General features: G+C 60.6%; 13 protein-coding genes and 4 pseudogenes. 5 read left to right on the top strand and 12 right to left on the bottom strand.

The window, feature by feature from the left end; all coding sequences use genetic code 11:
- Window positions 1-2 precede the first annotated feature (2 nt).
- Complete coding sequence (locus BN1800_RS14865) at window positions 3-662, bottom strand: peroxiredoxin (protein ID WP_086998793.1); 660 nt, start codon at window positions 660-662, stop codon at window positions 3-5.
- 97 nt (window positions 663-759) lie between these two features.
- Window positions 760-1,341, bottom strand: a complete 582-nt coding sequence (locus tag BN1800_RS14860; RefSeq protein WP_086998790.1) for an RBBP9/YdeN family alpha/beta hydrolase — start codon at window positions 1,339-1,341, stop codon at window positions 760-762.
- 55 nt (window positions 1,342-1,396) lie between these two features.
- Here BN1800_RS14860 and BN1800_RS14855 point away from each other — a divergent pair.
- A pseudogene (locus BN1800_RS14855) lies at window positions 1,397-1,807 on the top strand (NAD(P)H-dependent oxidoreductase); the annotation flags it as partial.
- Between the two features lie 13 nt (window positions 1,808-1,820).
- Here BN1800_RS14855 and BN1800_RS14850 read toward each other — a convergent pair.
- From BN1800_RS14850 to BN1800_RS14810, 8 genes and pseudogenes are all read right to left on the bottom strand, one after another.
- A pseudogene (locus BN1800_RS14850) lies at window positions 1,821-2,018 on the bottom strand (FMN reductase); the annotation flags it as partial.
- Between the two features lie 657 nt (window positions 2,019-2,675).
- Window positions 2,676-2,780, bottom strand: a pseudogene (locus BN1800_RS14840) (transposase); the annotation flags it as partial.
- An 84-nt stretch (window positions 2,781-2,864) separates the two neighbouring features.
- The gene (locus BN1800_RS14835) at window positions 2,865-3,755 is read right to left on the bottom strand and encodes a dihydrodipicolinate synthase family protein (RefSeq protein WP_086998784.1); all 891 of its coding nucleotides are present in this window, start codon (window positions 3,753-3,755) and stop codon (window positions 2,865-2,867) included.
- A gap of 25 nt (window positions 3,756-3,780) precedes the next feature.
- Window positions 3,781-5,400, bottom strand: coding sequence for an ABC transporter ATP-binding protein (locus tag BN1800_RS14830; protein ID WP_086998781.1), 1,620 nt, complete (start codon window positions 5,398-5,400; stop codon window positions 3,781-3,783).
- The gene (locus BN1800_RS14825; protein WP_086999274.1) at window positions 5,393-6,316 is read right to left on the bottom strand and encodes an ABC transporter permease; all 924 of its coding nucleotides are present in this window, start codon (window positions 6,314-6,316) and stop codon (window positions 5,393-5,395) included. Before BN1800_RS14825 ends, BN1800_RS14830 begins: the two co-directional genes overlap by 8 nt.
- A 10-nt stretch (window positions 6,317-6,326) precedes the next feature.
- Entirely contained in the window at window positions 6,327-7,241 is a 915-nt protein-coding gene (locus tag BN1800_RS14820; RefSeq protein ID WP_086998778.1) for an ABC transporter permease, read from the bottom strand.
- 87 nt (window positions 7,242-7,328) lie between these two features.
- Entirely contained in the window at window positions 7,329-8,828 is a 1,500-nt protein-coding gene (locus BN1800_RS14815; protein ID WP_086998775.1) for an ABC transporter substrate-binding protein, read from the bottom strand.
- The gene (locus BN1800_RS14810) at window positions 8,825-9,004 is read right to left on the bottom strand and encodes a hypothetical protein (RefSeq protein ID WP_086998772.1); all 180 of its coding nucleotides are present in this window, start codon (window positions 9,002-9,004) and stop codon (window positions 8,825-8,827) included. The genes BN1800_RS14815 and BN1800_RS14810 overlap by 4 nt, the downstream gene beginning before the upstream one ends.
- Window positions 9,005-9,359: 355 nt before the next feature.
- Between BN1800_RS14810 and BN1800_RS14805 the strand changes: the two genes are divergently transcribed.
- The 3 genes from BN1800_RS14805 to BN1800_RS14795 are packed head-to-tail and all read left to right on the top strand — an operon-like array spanning window position 9,360 to window position 12,633.
- Window positions 9,360-10,556 (top strand): sialidase family protein, encoded by a 1,197-nt coding sequence (locus tag BN1800_RS14805; RefSeq protein ID WP_086998770.1) that lies wholly within the window; start codon window positions 9,360-9,362, stop codon window positions 10,554-10,556.
- On the top strand, window positions 10,553-11,515 hold the full coding sequence (pdxA, locus tag BN1800_RS14800) for a 4-hydroxythreonine-4-phosphate dehydrogenase PdxA (protein WP_086998768.1): 963 nt from the start codon (window positions 10,553-10,555) through the stop codon (window positions 11,513-11,515). The genes BN1800_RS14805 and pdxA overlap by 4 nt, the downstream gene beginning before the upstream one ends.
- On the top strand, window positions 11,515-12,633 hold the full coding sequence (locus tag BN1800_RS14795) for an iron-containing alcohol dehydrogenase (protein ID WP_086998765.1): 1,119 nt from the start codon (window positions 11,515-11,517) through the stop codon (window positions 12,631-12,633). Before pdxA ends, BN1800_RS14795 begins: the two co-directional genes overlap by 1 nt.
- A gap of 115 nt (window positions 12,634-12,748) precedes the next feature.
- Here the strand turns inward: BN1800_RS14795 and BN1800_RS14790 are convergent, their stop codons facing one another.
- A complete protein-coding gene (locus BN1800_RS14790; RefSeq protein ID WP_086998762.1) occupies window positions 12,749-13,450 on the bottom strand; it encodes a FadR/GntR family transcriptional regulator in 702 nt (233 codons plus the stop codon).
- Between the two features lie 3 nt (window positions 13,451-13,453).
- A complete protein-coding gene (locus BN1800_RS14785) occupies window positions 13,454-14,488 on the bottom strand; it encodes a four-carbon acid sugar kinase family protein (protein ID WP_086998759.1) in 1,035 nt (344 codons plus the stop codon).
- A gap of 288 nt (window positions 14,489-14,776) precedes the next feature.
- On the opposite strand from BN1800_RS14785, the pseudogene BN1800_RS14780 reads away from it, so the two are divergent.
- Window positions 14,777-14,974: pseudogene (locus BN1800_RS14780) on the top strand (transposase); the annotation flags it as partial.
- Between the last annotated feature and the right edge of the window lie 76 nt (window positions 14,975-15,050).

Here is a 15,050-nt window from a genome sequence, read left to right as displayed (position 1 = left end):
GATTAGCCGGCAGGCTGCCTCGTCTTTCTCAGGTAGGGAAGGACGGTGTCAAAGGAGCCGAAGCGCGTAATCGCATCTTCGTTCGAGACAGCGGCCGTTATGATGACATCTTCGCCCAGCTGCCAGTTTGCCGGCGTCGCCACCTGATGCTTGGCCGTCAACTGAATGGAGTCGATGGCGCGCAAGATTTCGTTGAAGTTGCGGCCCGTCGTCATCGGATAAGTGAGGATGAGCTTGATCTTCTTATCGGGGCCGATGATGAAGACGGAACGCACGGTGGCATTGTCGGCCGGCGTGCGACCTTCGGAGCTCTCGCCTGCGCCAGCCGGCAGCATGTCGTAGAGCTTCGCAACATTGAGATCCTTATCGCCGATCAGCGGATAGCCGACATCGAATCCGGTGGCCGTCTTAATATCGTTCTTCCACTTACCGTGGCTTTCGACCGGATCGACGGATATGCCGATGATCTTGACGCCACGTTTGCTGAATTCCTGCTCGAGTCCGGCCATCGCACCGAGCTCTGTCGTGCAGACCGGCGTGAAGTTCTTCGGATGCGAGAACAACACCGCCCAACCGTCGCCGATCCATTCATGGAAACGGATCGGTCCCTGCGTGGTCTCGGCGGAGAAATCTGGTGCAATATCGTTGATACGAAGGCTCATGGGTCGGTTCCTCTATCGCTGGTCTGAATTCGATCTCCCGCTAGCGATATACGCTCATCGTCACCGACGGCAAGCGGCTTGAATTCGGTTGGACGCTTCAAACATTGGTGACCGATAGTGTAGGTTCAACCTTCCGCCGATGGCGGCTGCGGCTCTTTAAAGTCGCAAGCAGACCGTATCCGCTCGGCCAGCGCCCGAAACCGCTTGCAACATTGATGTGTCCGCCCAATCCGATGTTCCTGAGGTCAGATTTCCAGAGGCGCGCAAACAGCGTCAACCGGTCAAGGCTCATGTAACTGTCGTTGAGACTGCCGACGACTATGCTTGGAAAGGGCAGCGCCTTGGTCGGCATCGTGCCGAAGTCCAGGTGGCCGGGATGGAGCGCTTCGGTCGATGACAGATCGCATGGTGCAACAAGAAGAGCACCCTTGACACGCTGAGCCGATAGCCGTCCTGCCAGCCGGGCGGCCAAAACGCAACCGAGACTATGGGCAACGATATAGGCATCGTCCTCATCGGTTAGCGCCTCCTCAAGTCTGAGCATCCAGTCGTGCAAACGGGGCCTATCCCAATCGTCCTGTTCGACGAGGCGGCTGTCCGGATGCTCCTTCAGCCAATAGTGCTGCCAGTGCGTCTCGCCTGATCCAAAGAGGCCGGGGAGAATGAGTATCCTGCTCATCACGATACACCCCTTCGCAAGTCACAACTCGAAATGCCGCGCCAATATTTTGCGGCTGGGCGCAGGCTTGTCTGCATCGGATCATCCCCGTATCCGGTACGTCATCGATGCGATCGTCAGCGCTGACGTGCTCGTCATCGGTTCGCCGACGTACAAAGGGTCCTATCCGGGTCTCTTCAAGCATTTGATCGACCTTATTGATCCCCACGAATTGCGCGCAAAGCCGATCATCATCACGGCAACCGGCGGCGGCGACCGGCATGCTCTGATGGTCGAGCATCAATTGCGGCCGCTCTTCGGGTTCTTCATGTCCCACACTCTGCCGACAGCCTTATACGCATCGGATCGCGATTTTGCCGATTACGAGGTCTCGTCGGAGCCTCTCTCAAAGAGGATTAGCGAGGTTGTGAGCGAGCTTGCGGCTTTCTTTCCCGTAGCCAATCCGATTCTCGCGGCCGCCGAATAGCGTTCAGCGGCTTGATATCCTTCGCCTGATCGTCCAGATCCTTTCGCCAAAGCGCAGGGCCGAGCGATGGGCCGACATCGTGCAGATCATATACGGTACGGTCGAAGCCATATCTTTGCGCCGCACGATCCGCAACGTCTTGAACGAGCGCGTAAGTCTTCGAAGGGCGGTTGAAGCTGCCGGCAATCCCAACCAGTCGCAGAGCGGCCATCTGTTTTCCTTTCCAATTCGAATGGTGAAACAGACTATTGTCTATAAAAATAATAGATAAAAGGAATGAGTATTTCCGGTCACGGGCAATCGGGAAATTTCTTTCTGGCTGGAGTCTGGAACGTGGGAGACGGGAAACCTCAATACCGATGACCATTCCGACATGGCCAAGTCCCACCTCGGCGACGAGCCGTTGAAAGCCGAGTCTGTCGAGCGCCGATGCCCCTGATCGACCCAGATCATCGTCGATGACCACGATTTGCTCTCGCCGCCAACCGAGCCGACAGGCCCTGTCTGCCAAAGCATATTGTAACCGCGTAGATTCCCGGTTGTGCTCAACCTGCCGGACCGTCGATTGCCCGACGTAAACAATGGCCTGGCGATCATTATTACGGGCCTGGATCTTCTCCAGTAGGTCGAATTCGAGAGGGCTCGGTTCCGCGTTCATCTCTAGCCTCCCGATCTGCCGTCAAATGCCGCTGTATCAGCGTGTTTAGCACCCTCACCAGGCGCCGGCGTCGTTCCTGCGGCAGGTCCGTCCCTCGGATGTGTGCACGTTTCTGATTCATCTCGTGTCATCTATCGGGCCAGCAATATCGACGCGCTATGGCCGACATGAGGTGTCAACGGAAGCTCACCTTCAGAGGTTCCCGCCTTATGCGTTTTCGATGGGGTTGAGGTCAGGACTATAAGGCGGGAGGAACAAGAGCCATGCCCCTTTCGCCCTGACCAATTCTTCGGCTCTTTCGCTTTTGTGAAAGCCCGACGCGCCGGTGGCCATATCACTGAGTTCGTCCAGCACTTCCGGAGGCTGTCGATCTGCTTTTCACCTCAGCGCGATCCAACCTTACTCGGTTTTAGAGAGGTCGTACCGGCGCAGGATTGCCGCAATTTGGGCGTCCTGTTCCTTGTTCGGCAACAGCGCGGGCTGGCGGCTGGCGCCGACAGAGGCATCCTGCAAATAAAGGGCGCGCTTGACCATCGCCGGCGCGAAGCCGAGCGCGTAGAGGTCCGTCCGGAAAGCGGCGAAGGTCGCCTGCTGACGTTCAGCTTCGGCAATGTCGCCCGAATTGACAGCCTTCAGAATGCCGGCGAGCACGTGAGGCATGGCGTTGCCAAGGCCAGAAATGCAGCCCGCAGCGCCGTTCTGCAGCGCCCAGAGCACCAGGTTGTCCGGCCCCGAATAGACCTCAAAGCCGCCGATGCCCTTGGCGACGGCGAGATAGGCTTCCAGCGTTTCCTTGGCACCGCCGGAATCCTTGATGCCGGCAATGTTGCCGTGGCCGGCCAGCACGCGGGCGGTCTCCGGCTCGATGTGGTTCTGCGTTCGGGCCGGAATGTCGTAGAGATACACCGGGGTTTTCACCGCATCGGCGACGGTCGAGAAATGGCGAATGAGGCCGTCCTGCGTGCAGGCAATGAAGAAGGGTGTGATGACGGCGATGCCGTCAACGCCAATGCGATCGAATTCGCGCGCCAATTTCACCGTTTCGAAGGTCGCCGGCATGCCGGCATTGACGATCACCTTGACGCGGCCGCCAACCTCATCGACCACTTCTTCCGTCAGGTGCACCTTCTCCTCGAAGGTGAGCGCGGAAAAATCGCCGTTGGTGCCGGCGCACATGATGTTGTTGCCGGCCTTGACCTGACGGCGGACCTGGGCGCGGGTCGCCTGGTAGTTAATGGTCTCGTCCTCGTTGAAGCAGGTCACGAGGGCCACAAAGGCTTGTTTGGTCATGGGAATGTTCCTCTGAATGGAGCGCTCAGGAGGCGCGTTCAAGGCGGGCGGCGCGATGGGCGGCCTGCACGTCGGGATCGGGGTCGAGGCCAGCGGCGAGAAGGGCGCGTGTATAGTCCTGCCGCGGCGTGTCGAAGACCTCGCGCACAGTGCCGACTTCGACGACGTTGCCCTTCTGCATGACCATGACATGGTCGGCGAAATCGCGCACCACCGGCAGGTCGTGGGCGATGAAGATGAAGGCTATGCCCATCTCCTTGCGCAGTTTGTCGAGCAGCGCGATGACCTGCGCCTGCACCGAGACGTCGAGCGCCGACACGGCCTCGTCGCAGATAATGAGCTGCGGCTCGAGCGCTAGCGCCCGGGCAATGGCGATGCGCTGGCGCTGACCGCCGGAGAATTGATGCGGATACCGCCCCATATGTTCGGGACCGAGGCCAACCTGTACCAGCAGTTCGGCCACGCGCGCCCGCCATTTCGCCTTGGGCAGGATCTCCGGATGGATGATCCAGGCCTCGGAAATCAGCTGATAGACGGTCATCCGCGGGTTGAGCGACTGCGTCGGATCCTGGAAGACCATCTGCAAATCACGGCGCAGCTTGTAGAGCTCGGCCGGAGACATCGTGAAAAGATCGCGGCCCTTCCAATGCGCGCTGCCGCTGTTGGGCTCGTCGAGACGCAGGAGGATGCGAGCGAGCGTGGACTTCCCCGAGCCACTCTCGCCGACGATGGCCATTGTCTCTCCGGGCATCAGGTCAAAGGAAACGCCCTTGAGCGCATCGAATGAGCCATAGCGCTTGTGGACGTTGCGAACGACGAGAACAGGTTCGGCACGGGAGGCCGGTTTGTGCATCTCGCCCTTGCCGGGCGCCGCGGCGATGAGCTTCTTCGTATAGGGATGCTGCGGGTTCTTGTAGACGTCGCGGACCGTGCCGGTCTCGACCAGCACGCCCTTTTCCATCACCACGACCCGATCGGCGATCTCGGCGACGACTCCGAGATCGTGAGTGATGATGAGCACGGCCATGCCGGTCTCTTCCTGCAACTCCTTGAGCAGGGCGAGAACTTCCGCCTGCACGGTCACATCGAGTGCCGTTGTCGGCTCGTCTGCAATCAGGAGGTCGGGCCGAAGCGCCAGCGCCATGGCGATCATGACGCGCTGGCGCTGGCCGCCGGAGAATTCATGCGGATACTTGTCGAGCGAGTGCTCGGGGTCCGGAATGCCGACACGCGTCATAAGTCGCAGGGCTTCGGCCCGAGCGTTGGCGGAGCTGGTTCCATGCGTGGTCAGCGCTTCGCGGACCTGCCAGCCGACGGTGTAGACCGGGTTGAGATGGCTCAGCGGATCCTGGAAGATCATCGCGATGCGGCGCCCGTTTACCTCGCGCCGCTGATGCGCCGGCATTTTCAGAAGGTCGACGCCGTCGAGCAGGATCTCCCCGGAGCTGATACGGCCGGGCGGCATGTCGATGAGGTTCATGATCGCCGATGACGAGACCGACTTGCCGGACCCGCTCTCGCCGAGGATCGCCAGCGTCTCGCCGCGGTCGAGGTGGTAGGAGATGTCACGAACCGCCTTCACCACGCCCATCGCTGTGTGGAACTCGACCGAGAGATTGCGGACTTCGAGGAGATGGTCAGCCATTCTTGCGACCCTTCATTTCGAGGCGCCAGCGCTGCACCGGGTCAAGCGCGATGCGCAGCCAGTTCGACAGGAGGTTCAGCGACATGGTGGTGAGAATGATGGCAAGGCCCGGCCAGAAGGACAACCACCACGCATTGGTAAGGTATTGCCGCCCCTGCGAGATCATCAGGCCCCAGGTGATTTCCGGCGGTTGGATGCCGATACCGAGGAAGGAGAGCGCACTTTCGGCGAGCATCACATACGCGAAATCGAGCGTGGCGAGCGTTGTCAGCGTCGGCAGCACTACCGGCAAAATGTGCCGGAAGAGGATGCGCTTCGAGGACGCCCCCATCACATAGGCGGCCTGCACGAACATGCGCTCGCGGATTTCCAGCACTTCCGCCCTCGTGGTCCGGAGATAGACCGGAATGCGGGTGACCGACAGCACTAGCATCAGGTTCAGGATCGACGAGCCAAGAATATAGAGCACGATTACGGCGATCAGCAGAGACGGGAAGGACATGATGACGTCGGCAAGCCGCATGATCACCTGATTGACCCGCTGCGAGGAGAAGCCCGCAATGAGCCCAAGCACCGTGCCGACGACAGCGGAGAGAACAACGGCCCCTGCCGCCACCATGATCGTGTTCTGTGTGGCGACGACAATGCGGGCAAGCAGCGGTCGGCCGAGCGCATCCGCGCCCATCCACCAGACCCAGCCGCGTTCCCAATCGAAGGGCGCAGCATTGCGGCCGCGAAGGTTCTGCCTGGTCGCAAGATCGCCGAGCCAGCTCGGCCCGACGATAGCCAGAACAATAATGAATAGCAGGAAGATCGCCGCACACAGCGCGAACTTGTCGGCAAGCAGCATATGGAACATGCGTTTTGCAAAATGCGGTTCTTCGGTGATGGCGGCATCGATGGTCTGTAAGGTCATGAAGCGTTCCTCAGTGCCGGATTCGGGGATCGAGTAGCGCATAGGCAAGGTCAATCAACAGATTCATGAGGAAGATCGCCAGCGCGGTGACGAGGATGGCGGCCAGGACGACATTGAAATCGCGCTGCAAAATGGAATCGATCATCAGTTTGCCGACGCCCGGAAAGCCGAAAATGGTTTCGACGATAACGGCACCGTTCAGCAGGCTCGCCGCCTGGTCGCCGATCACGGTGATGACCGGCAGCATGGCGTTTCGCAACGCATGAACGAAGATGATCGGCCCGGATTTAACGCCCTTGGCGCGTGCCGTCTTCACATAGGCTGACGACAGCGCGCCGATCATCGAGCCGCGCACGACCTGCACGATGATGCCGAAGGGCCGGATGAACAGCACCGAGATCGGCATAATCCAGTGCAGGAGGGAGCCCGTGCCGGAGGTCGGCAGCCAGGCGAGGTTGACGGAAAAGACGACGATCGCGACCACGGCCAGCCAGAAATCGGGGACGGATGCACCGATGAGCGAAATAACCGAGGATAGCCTGTCGAAGAATCCACCGGCGCGGAAGGCGGCCAGTGAACCGACGACAATGGCCGCACCCGTGACCAGCGACATGGTGATGACGGCAAGCCAGAGGGTCCAGACAAAGGCCTCCAGCACGACACCGAGCGCCGGACGGGCCTTTCGCAGGGATTCGCCGAAATCGCCAGTCACGACGTCGCCGACATAACGCATGAACTGCGTCAGCAGGGGATCGTTCAACCCATGCAGTTCGCGGAACTGCTGCTTCATCTCCGCGGACGCTTCGACCGGAAGGAACAACGCGGCCGGATCCCCCGTCAAGCGCGAGAGAAAGAAGACCATGACGATCAGTCCGACAAGTGAGATCAGACTGGCCACGGCGCGTTTTCGAATGAATCTCAACATGGCGCCCTCGGAGGAATTGGGCGGCGGATCATCCCGCCGCCTTGATTGCTGTCGTGGCTGGCAAACATGGCGTTCGCCAGGACAAGTTCACTTGATCTTGATCTCCGAAAGCTGAAGCGTCGAGTTGGTCGCCATGGTCGGCTTGAAATCCAGACGTTCGGAGACGCGCGAGAAGCCGACCATGTGGAAGAGCAGGACGTCGGCGACGACGTCGTCGTGTACATAAGCGATCACCTCCGACCAGAGCTTCGCGCGTTCTTCGCCGACGGCGGCCGAAGCGCGCTTGATCAGGTCGTCGACCTTGGGATCGGAGAAGCCGGACTGCGTGCCTTCGGTCGCATACTTGAAGAACATCGAGAACGAGGGGTCGCCCTTCGAGTTGTCGTGCATGGCGGCGACGAGCTGCGGACCACGGCCTTCCTTAAACGGCTTGGAATAGTATTGCTCGTGCTCGGCGACCTCGACGAACTTCAGCTCGACCTTGAAGCCGACGTCCTGCAGCTGTGCCTGGATGGCTTCCATGATCTCGGTGACGTTCGGGAAGTTGGCCGAGCGGGCGATGATGGTGATCGGCGTGTCGACCTTGACGCCGGCGGCCTTGGCTTCCTCGAGCAGCTTCTTTGCACCTTCAGGATCAAAGGGGAAATTCTTCACATCGGGGTTCCAGCCGAGCGTCGGCGGTGGCACGATTGCGGTCGCCAACAGCGCGCCTTCCGGAACGAGCGTGCCGATAAAGGCCTGGCGATCGACCGCCATGTTGAGGGCCCGGCGAACCCGGACGTCATTCAGCGGCTCGATATTGTGGTCGATGCGCAGATAGACGGTTTCGCTGTCGAGATAGGAGAAATCGGTCGCCGCATTGGTTGCATCGAGCTGTGAGATCGACGGCGATAGGTCCGCCTCGCCGGTCTGCACCATGGCGGCACGAACGGACGGATCAGCACGGAAAAGGTAGGTCGCTTCGGTCACCTCAGGCTTCGTGCCCCAATAGTCATCGCGCCCCGTCAGCACGATCTGCTGGCCCGGTGTCCAATTGGTCAGCTTGTAGGGTCCGGTGCCGACCGGCTCGCGCACGAATTCCAGCTGCGTTTCCTCCGGCACGATGGTGACGAGGGACATCAGGAGCGGCAGGATCGGCTGAACCGGATCGGCCTTGAAATCGATCGTGTGGTCGTCGACCACGGTCGGCGTGACCGTCATTCCGCCGAAGTAGCGGCGCGATTCACAGGCGTTCTTGTCGCTCATGATACGGTCGAAGCTGTGCTTGACATCCTTGGCGTCGAAGGCCGTGCCGTCGGAGAACTTGACGCCCTGGCGCAGATGGAAGCGCCAGCTTCCGTCGGCGCTCTGCTCCCATTTTTCGGCCAGGCGGGGCATCACGCCCTTGTCGCCGCGCAAATCCAGCTCGGTCAGCGTTTCGCTGACGTTCTGCATGATGACGCGGCCGATGTTGGAGCGGGTCGCCATGCAAGGTTCAAGCAGGTCCGCTTCTTCCGGCAGCACGATCTTGATCGGGCCGGACCCGGCAAAAGCCGGCGATAGAGCGGCGCCCAGCATGAGGGTACCCCAGATAAGCATTTTTTTCACGACGTTTCCTCCCTTGTGAAATCTTGTTCAGCCAAAGTAGCTTTTCCGGATCGCGCGGCGATCAACGCCGCGCAATAAATGAGCCCGCCAACGGCGACGAGCGGCAGGCGCAGAAAATCGACAGGCGCGGCAACCGTTGCGGGAGCCAGCGCAAAGGCATAGGTCATGATGCCCATGCAGACTCCGTTGACTCCCCGAAGCGCCAGGAGACCCCTCTCCCTCGCCCCGGGCGTCGTCGGCCAGCGCCAACCGCCAAGGCGACAGCCATCGTAGCCTCCCAGGAGCCGACACTTGCGGCATGAAAGTCCTCCTCTCCGGCATTTTCTCGCCGGCTACAGAGACCATCTCTTTTCCGAGCAAGTTTGTCAAATTGTTTTGCGATGTAAATTGACATGTTACAATGAAGCAAAAATAACGTTGATTTATCACTTACTTAATGATGATCTCATCGGAGGCGCCAGCTGGACGTTACATTATTAAACTTGACAACTTAGAAAAATGAACGATTTTCGACGTCAGTAGGAGGATCAGATGAACCCCGAGAAAATAGCCCGCGGCATGAACGGCCTGCTCAAGCCCGCGTCGCACGGACGCGTGGAAGCACTATTGCCTTCGCCTATGATCCAGAATCATGCGGCGTTTTTGCACCTGCTTTCCGATGGCGCTCTCGCCTGCACATGGTTCGGCGGCACACTTGAGGGAAAGTCGGATATCTCGATCTTTGCCTCCGTGCTGACGACGGACGCCACCGCCTGGGGGCCGCCCCAGCGCCTAAGCTTCGACCCGTCACACTCGGAGCAGAATCCGGTATTGTTCACGGCCCCCGATGGCAAGCTCTGGCTTTTCCATACTTCTCAGCCGTCCGGCAACCAGGACGAGTGCCGGATCCGCATGGCCGAAGTCCTGCGCGATGCATCCGATCCGCTGAAGCTGACGACCTCTGATGGCCGATATCTGGACCTACCGCGCGGCTGCTTCGTCCGCGCGCCGGTGTTCGTGCGTGACGATGGAGCCTGGCTCTTGCCGATCTTCCGCTGCGTCCAGCGTCCCGGCCAGAAATGGAACGGCAGCCACGATACGGCCGCCGTCGGTGTTTCGCTGGACCAAGGCAGGACATGGCAGCTGGAAGACCTCGACCAGTCCACAGGTTGCGTTCACATGTCACCCGTTCCGCTGGGCGAACGGCGCGTCGCCGCATTTTTCCGACGCCGGCAGGCGGACTTCGTCTACAGGACAGACAGTACCGATGGTGGACGCAGTTGGTCGGCTCCCCGGGCCACCGACGTGCCCAACAACAATTCTTCGATCGCTGCGATACGCCTTGCCGACGGACGGGTTGCTCTGTTCTGCAATCCAGTAAACGCCGCCCAGTCGGCCGACCGACGCGCCTCGCTCTACGACGAGCTTGGCGAGGACGATAGCCGCCCTGACGCGGACCCCACCGGCGGCTGCGCCCCGATCTGGGGCGTACCGCGTGGGCCGGTCGCTCTCTGCCTGTCGGACGATGGCGGCAAGACCTTCCCCAGCCACCTGGTGATCGAAAATGGTCCGGGAACGTGCCTCTCCAACGACTCGACTGATGGCCGCAACAAGGAAATGTCCTATCCCTGGCTTCTCGAAGGGCCGGACGGTACGCTGCATCTCGTCTACACCTATCATCGGCGCGCAATCAAATATGTCCGCTTGGCCCCCGGCTGGGACAGTGCCGCCGCACGGAGTTCTTCATGAGCAATATCATTGGCATAACCATGGGCGACCCCTGCGGCGTCGGCCCGGAAATCTCGGTCCGCGCGCTTGCTGGCATGTCCCCCGAAGAGCGTGATACGACCCGCATCTACGGCAACCTCTTGACGCTCGAGGCGGCCCGAGCGGCTCTCGGCCTCGATGTAGATCTCGCCGCGCATGTCGTGGACCTGCCCATTGACGGCGCGCCGCTGGCCTGGGGACAGTTGAGCCCCGTCGCCGGCGACGCCGCATTCCGCTTCATCGAGAATGCGGTTCGCGATGCGGAGGCGGGTGTCATCGGCTGCATCGTCACCGCACCGATCAACAAGGAAGCGCTGAACCTTGCAGGCCACCATTATGATGGCCACACCGGCATGCTGCGCAGCCTGACGGGCGCCACGGCGGCGTACATGCTGCTGGCGTCCGAGCGGCTGAAGGTCATTCACGTCTCGACCCATGTGTCGCTGCAGGAGGCGATCCAGCGTGCGACGACCGAGCGGGTGCTTGCCACCATCCGCGCCGGCAATGCGCATCTGAAGCGCATCGGCTATGCCGCACCTAAAATCGCCGTCGCCGGCATTAATCCTCATTGTGGCGAGAACGGCCTGTTTGGCACCGAAGACGACGACCAGATCGCGCCGGCGGTACAGGCTGCGCGGGCGGAAGGCATCGACGTTCATGGTCCGATCTCGGCTGACACGGTCTTCTATCGCGCCTATTCCGGCGTTTTCGATCTCGTCGTCGCGCAGTACCACGATCAGGGGCATATCCCGATCAAGCTTGTTGCCTTCGACACAGCCGTGAACGTCTCGGTGGACCTGCCGATCGATCGCACCTCCGTCGACCACGGCACGGCCTTCGATATCGCCGGGAAGGGTATCGCCAATCACAGCAACTTGAACTCCGCCATCGCCTACGCCCGCAGGCTTGTGGCGGACGCGGCAAAACGAGGATCACGCTGATGACCATTGCTCCCATAACCCTTCATCAACCTCGCCGCCTGACCGTCGGCGCCGGCTCAATTGCGGAAGTCGGCACCTGGGCGGCTGATGCCCGATCGGTGCTGGTCATCGCGACACCCATCACGGCAGGTTTCGTCGACCGCCTGAAGCTCTCCAGTCACGTCACCGTGTTCGACGCCATCCCCGGCGAGCCGGATACGGGGACGCTCGACGCCGCGCGTGACGTTGCGCGGCACAGCAAGCCGGACCTGATCGTCGGCCTTGGGGGGGGCTCTGTCCTCGATGTCGCCAAGCTTGTGGCGGTGCTGTGGGATGGCGAGCAGACGCTTGCCGATGTCGCCGGGCCGAACCGCGTCGCCGGCCGCCGCACGCGCCTCGCCCAAGTGGCCACCACGGCTGGAACAGGCTCGGAAGCCGGCATTCGCTCACTCATCACCGATCCCGGCAAGGGCAACAAGATCGCGGTGGAGAGCCCGCACATGATCGCCGATTTCGCCGTGCTCGATCCGGAACTGACCTATTCCGTGCCGCCTGCCGTGACGGCGGCCACCGGCGTGGATGCCATGGCGCACTGTGTCGAAGCCTTCACCAATCGCCGCGCGCATCCAATGATCGACGACTTCGCCCGCATGGGCTTCCGCCTCATTGGCAAATATCTGGCACGCGCGGTTAAAGACGGTGCCGATACCCAGGCGCGCCAAGGTCTGATGCTTGCCTCCTACTACGGCGGCATATGCCTCGGGCCGGTGAACACCGCGGCCGGCCACGCCATCGCCTATCCGCTTGGTACGCGACTTCGCCTGCCGCATGGCCTGGCGAATGCTATCATCTTCCCGCATGTCCTGGCCTTCAACCAGTCGGTTGCAGCGGGCAAGACGGCCGAAGTCGCAGAAGCGCTCGGGCTCGACGCAGGCCTCTCCAAGGCGGACTTACTCAGCGCCGCCTCCGATTTCTGCAACGGTCTCGGTATCGAGATGTCGCTTGCCGCTCATGGCGCGAAGGCGGACGACCTGCCGCTTTACGCCAGCGAAGCGCATGCGATCCGTCGTCTGATGGACAACAATCCGATCGATATGAGTGTCGAGGATGTTCTCGGCGTCTACAGGGCAGCCTTCTAAAACGCGTCGCCGAACATTGTGCAGCGGGCCGCGCGACATACCTAAAATCGAGACTTGAAGGCGGCGATTCCCTGTCGAACCCCCTGCCTGAAGCCAGGGTTTTCCAAGGGGGGAACTACTTTGTCGCCAGAAAGAGACGTTCGCGGGACCCGGTGAGATGCGCATGCATGAATTGTTTTGCCTTTGCGGCGTCACGTGCGGCGATGGCTTCAGCGATCGCCTCGTGTTCGGCAAAAACCCGCATCAGGCCGGCGGCTTCGCGTTTAACCGAGGCGCCGTGAAACTTCATGCCGACGGCGATGTGATCCTTGAGCGCTTCCATGGCAGTGTAGAAGTAACTGTTCCCGGCGGCGCGCGCGATCGCGAGATGAAACTGGAAGTCCGCATCTTCTCGGTGGGATTGGCGGTTAGTGGCATCCCGCATGAGTTCAAGTGCCTGAAAAATGGCAGCGAGGTTTGTAGCGTCGTGACGATCCGCCGCCGCTGCCGCTGCCGCTGGCTCCACGGCCAACCGGAACTCGTAGCAGTTTAGAAGATCGGCGACATTTTCCAACTGTCCGAAACCGAGCGGCTCGCGCATGCCAACGGCGCGAACGAAGCTGCCGGCACCACGGCGCGAATAGATGAACCCCTGCTCGCGAAGACGTCCAAGGGCTTCCCGAATGATCGGGCGGGAGACCTCGAACTCGATTGCAAGATCGTGTTCTGTCGGCAGACGTTCGTCGGGCTTATATGCACCGGACTTGATTGCCCGGTGCATGCGCTCGAATACTAGATCGCCAAGACTCCTGCGTGCTGTTCCGCTCTCCAATCCCATCTGTCATCCCATATTGCGAAGCATTATGCCCGCGATCTCTTTCAACGTATCCGGATGCCCAAATCCTCCGGATTTTGCAATGATGCAATGTCCATGGGCGTGAGCCAAGCCCAGGCCGGGCATGCATTCCCCAAGCAGACGGAAACGCGTTATGCCCATTCTTTCGAGCACGGCCTCCGCCGTCGCGCCGCCGGCAAAGAGCAATGTCGAGGCTTTGTTCGTTAAATCTGGAAACACACTTTCGGCGAGGAAACGCGACACATCATGAGAGCCGACGACGCCCTCTCCTGGCACGGCCTGGACAAGGGTGATCACACTGCCATCGGACCGGTCTCCTCCCCCGGCAAGGTGGCCGTTGGGCGCGGGCAGGTAGCGAAGGGCGAAAGCCGCACGAAGCGCATCGATCTGGGCAAGGGTGATCGGATCGCGGGAGCCGATGACAAACAGCGCCTTGCCACTTGGTATCTCAGCAGTCCGCGCGGTTGCATTGCCGCTCAGGCGTTCGGCAAGCGCTTCGGCCAAGCCCCGCGCTCCGATCAGAAGATCGAAGCCAGAGCTCTCCGACTGATCGAGCCAGGCATGCATCTCGCTCTGGCTGGACATATCGGGGATCGTGGCACAAGCAACGTGGTGTCCGAGCTTTTCGGCAATGGAAATTGGCGTGTCCACCCCGAAGCCCGTCACACAGCCATCCTTCACGACGCGCCCGAATGCAGGGATCGCTGGCGCCGCGAGAGCTGCCCGAAAGGACATGGCATCGAGCTCGGCCGCGATATGCCCCTTGAGACGCGAGTCTACCTTCTTGAAGAGCCGCGTTCCCGCCGGCAGCGCGGCAAGTGCCATCTCCACTTGCCGCCGCGCCGCCGGAGCGCTGATCTCGCGTGAGCCTAGATTGATCGACAGGACATCCGGCGCCTCGCAGAGAGCCTTGCCAATGGCTCCGGTCGCCAGAGCCACTTCCACATGCATCCCCCGCGTCGCGAACGGCGCGGCACTATCCACCGCGCCCGTCAGATCATCGGCAAGAATCGCCAGCATTGCACATCCCAAATTGTTGTAATCTTAATAGCGCTATTCTCTATTGAAATGTCAATGATATCTGATGCGGCATTACAAATATCCGAGCAGTTGCGAGCGGGATATCATCCCTTTTTAACACCTTCCTCCATGACTTGGTGTCCACCGCTTTTCAGACCGTGCAAAAGCTCTGGGGAAGATTCCGACGGCAAGCGAACTGTAGTATTTTTCCGCATGGCACATTTATCTGGCTCAGATCGCTCGCAACTACTGCCTCTTCCTTGATGATATGTCGGATCAGACAACCCGGTCCGCCTCACAGAGGCTTTTGTGGATAGCATCGATCTTGTCGCTGCTGTGTTTTCCCGGGTGATGGCAAAAGGGACCGGACGCCCCGGCTACGATCCGGCCGATCTGCTTAAACTTTATCTCTACGGATACTTAAATCGGGTTCGTTCGAGCCGAAAGCTGGAAGCTCGAAGATCAGCGTCGCCGGATAGCCCTTAAGAACTAGAACACCGCGAAGAAGGCGACGACCAGCACGATCACCACGACGATCGGCAGGCGGTTGAGCCGGCGGATA

This window comes from Rhizobium sullae (genome assembly GCF_900169785.1).
Taxonomy (GTDB): domain Bacteria; phylum Pseudomonadota; class Alphaproteobacteria; order Rhizobiales; family Rhizobiaceae; genus Rhizobium; species Rhizobium sullae.
Note: the sequence above shows the minus strand (reverse complement) of the source record. Positions and strands in the feature narration are given on the sequence as shown.

Coding starts and splice junctions, on each gene's coding strand:
- BN1800_RS14790 (WP_086998762.1), bottom strand. CDS start 13,450: ATGGGATTGGAGAGCGGAACAGCACGCAGGAGTCTTGGCGATCTAGTA.
- BN1800_RS14830 (WP_086998781.1), bottom strand. CDS start 5,400: ATGGCTGACCATCTCCTCGAAGTCCGCAATCTCTCGGTCGAGTTCCAC.
- BN1800_RS14795 (WP_086998765.1), top strand. CDS start 11,515: ATGACCATTGCTCCCATAACCCTTCATCAACCTCGCCGCCTGACCGTC.
- BN1800_RS14820 (WP_086998778.1), bottom strand. CDS start 7,241: ATGTTGAGATTCATTCGAAAACGCGCCGTGGCCAGTCTGATCTCACTT.
- BN1800_RS14805 (WP_086998770.1), top strand. CDS start 9,360: ATGAACCCCGAGAAAATAGCCCGCGGCATGAACGGCCTGCTCAAGCCC.
- BN1800_RS14810 (WP_086998772.1), bottom strand. CDS start 9,004: ATGGGCATCATGACCTATGCCTTTGCGCTGGCTCCCGCAACGGTTGCC.
- BN1800_RS14825 (WP_086999274.1), bottom strand. CDS start 6,316: ATGACCTTACAGACCATCGATGCCGCCATCACCGAAGAACCGCATTTT.
- pdxA (WP_086998768.1), top strand. CDS start 10,553: ATGAGCAATATCATTGGCATAACCATGGGCGACCCCTGCGGCGTCGGC.
- BN1800_RS14835 (WP_086998784.1), bottom strand. CDS start 3,755: ATGACCAAACAAGCCTTTGTGGCCCTCGTGACCTGCTTCAACGAGGAC.
- BN1800_RS14860 (WP_086998790.1), bottom strand. CDS start 1,341: ATGAGCAGGATACTCATTCTCCCCGGCCTCTTTGGATCAGGCGAGACG.
- BN1800_RS14785 (WP_086998759.1), bottom strand. CDS start 14,488: ATGCTGGCGATTCTTGCCGATGATCTGACGGGCGCGGTGGATAGTGCC.
- BN1800_RS14865 (WP_086998793.1), bottom strand. CDS start 662: ATGAGCCTTCGTATCAACGATATTGCACCAGATTTCTCCGCCGAGACC.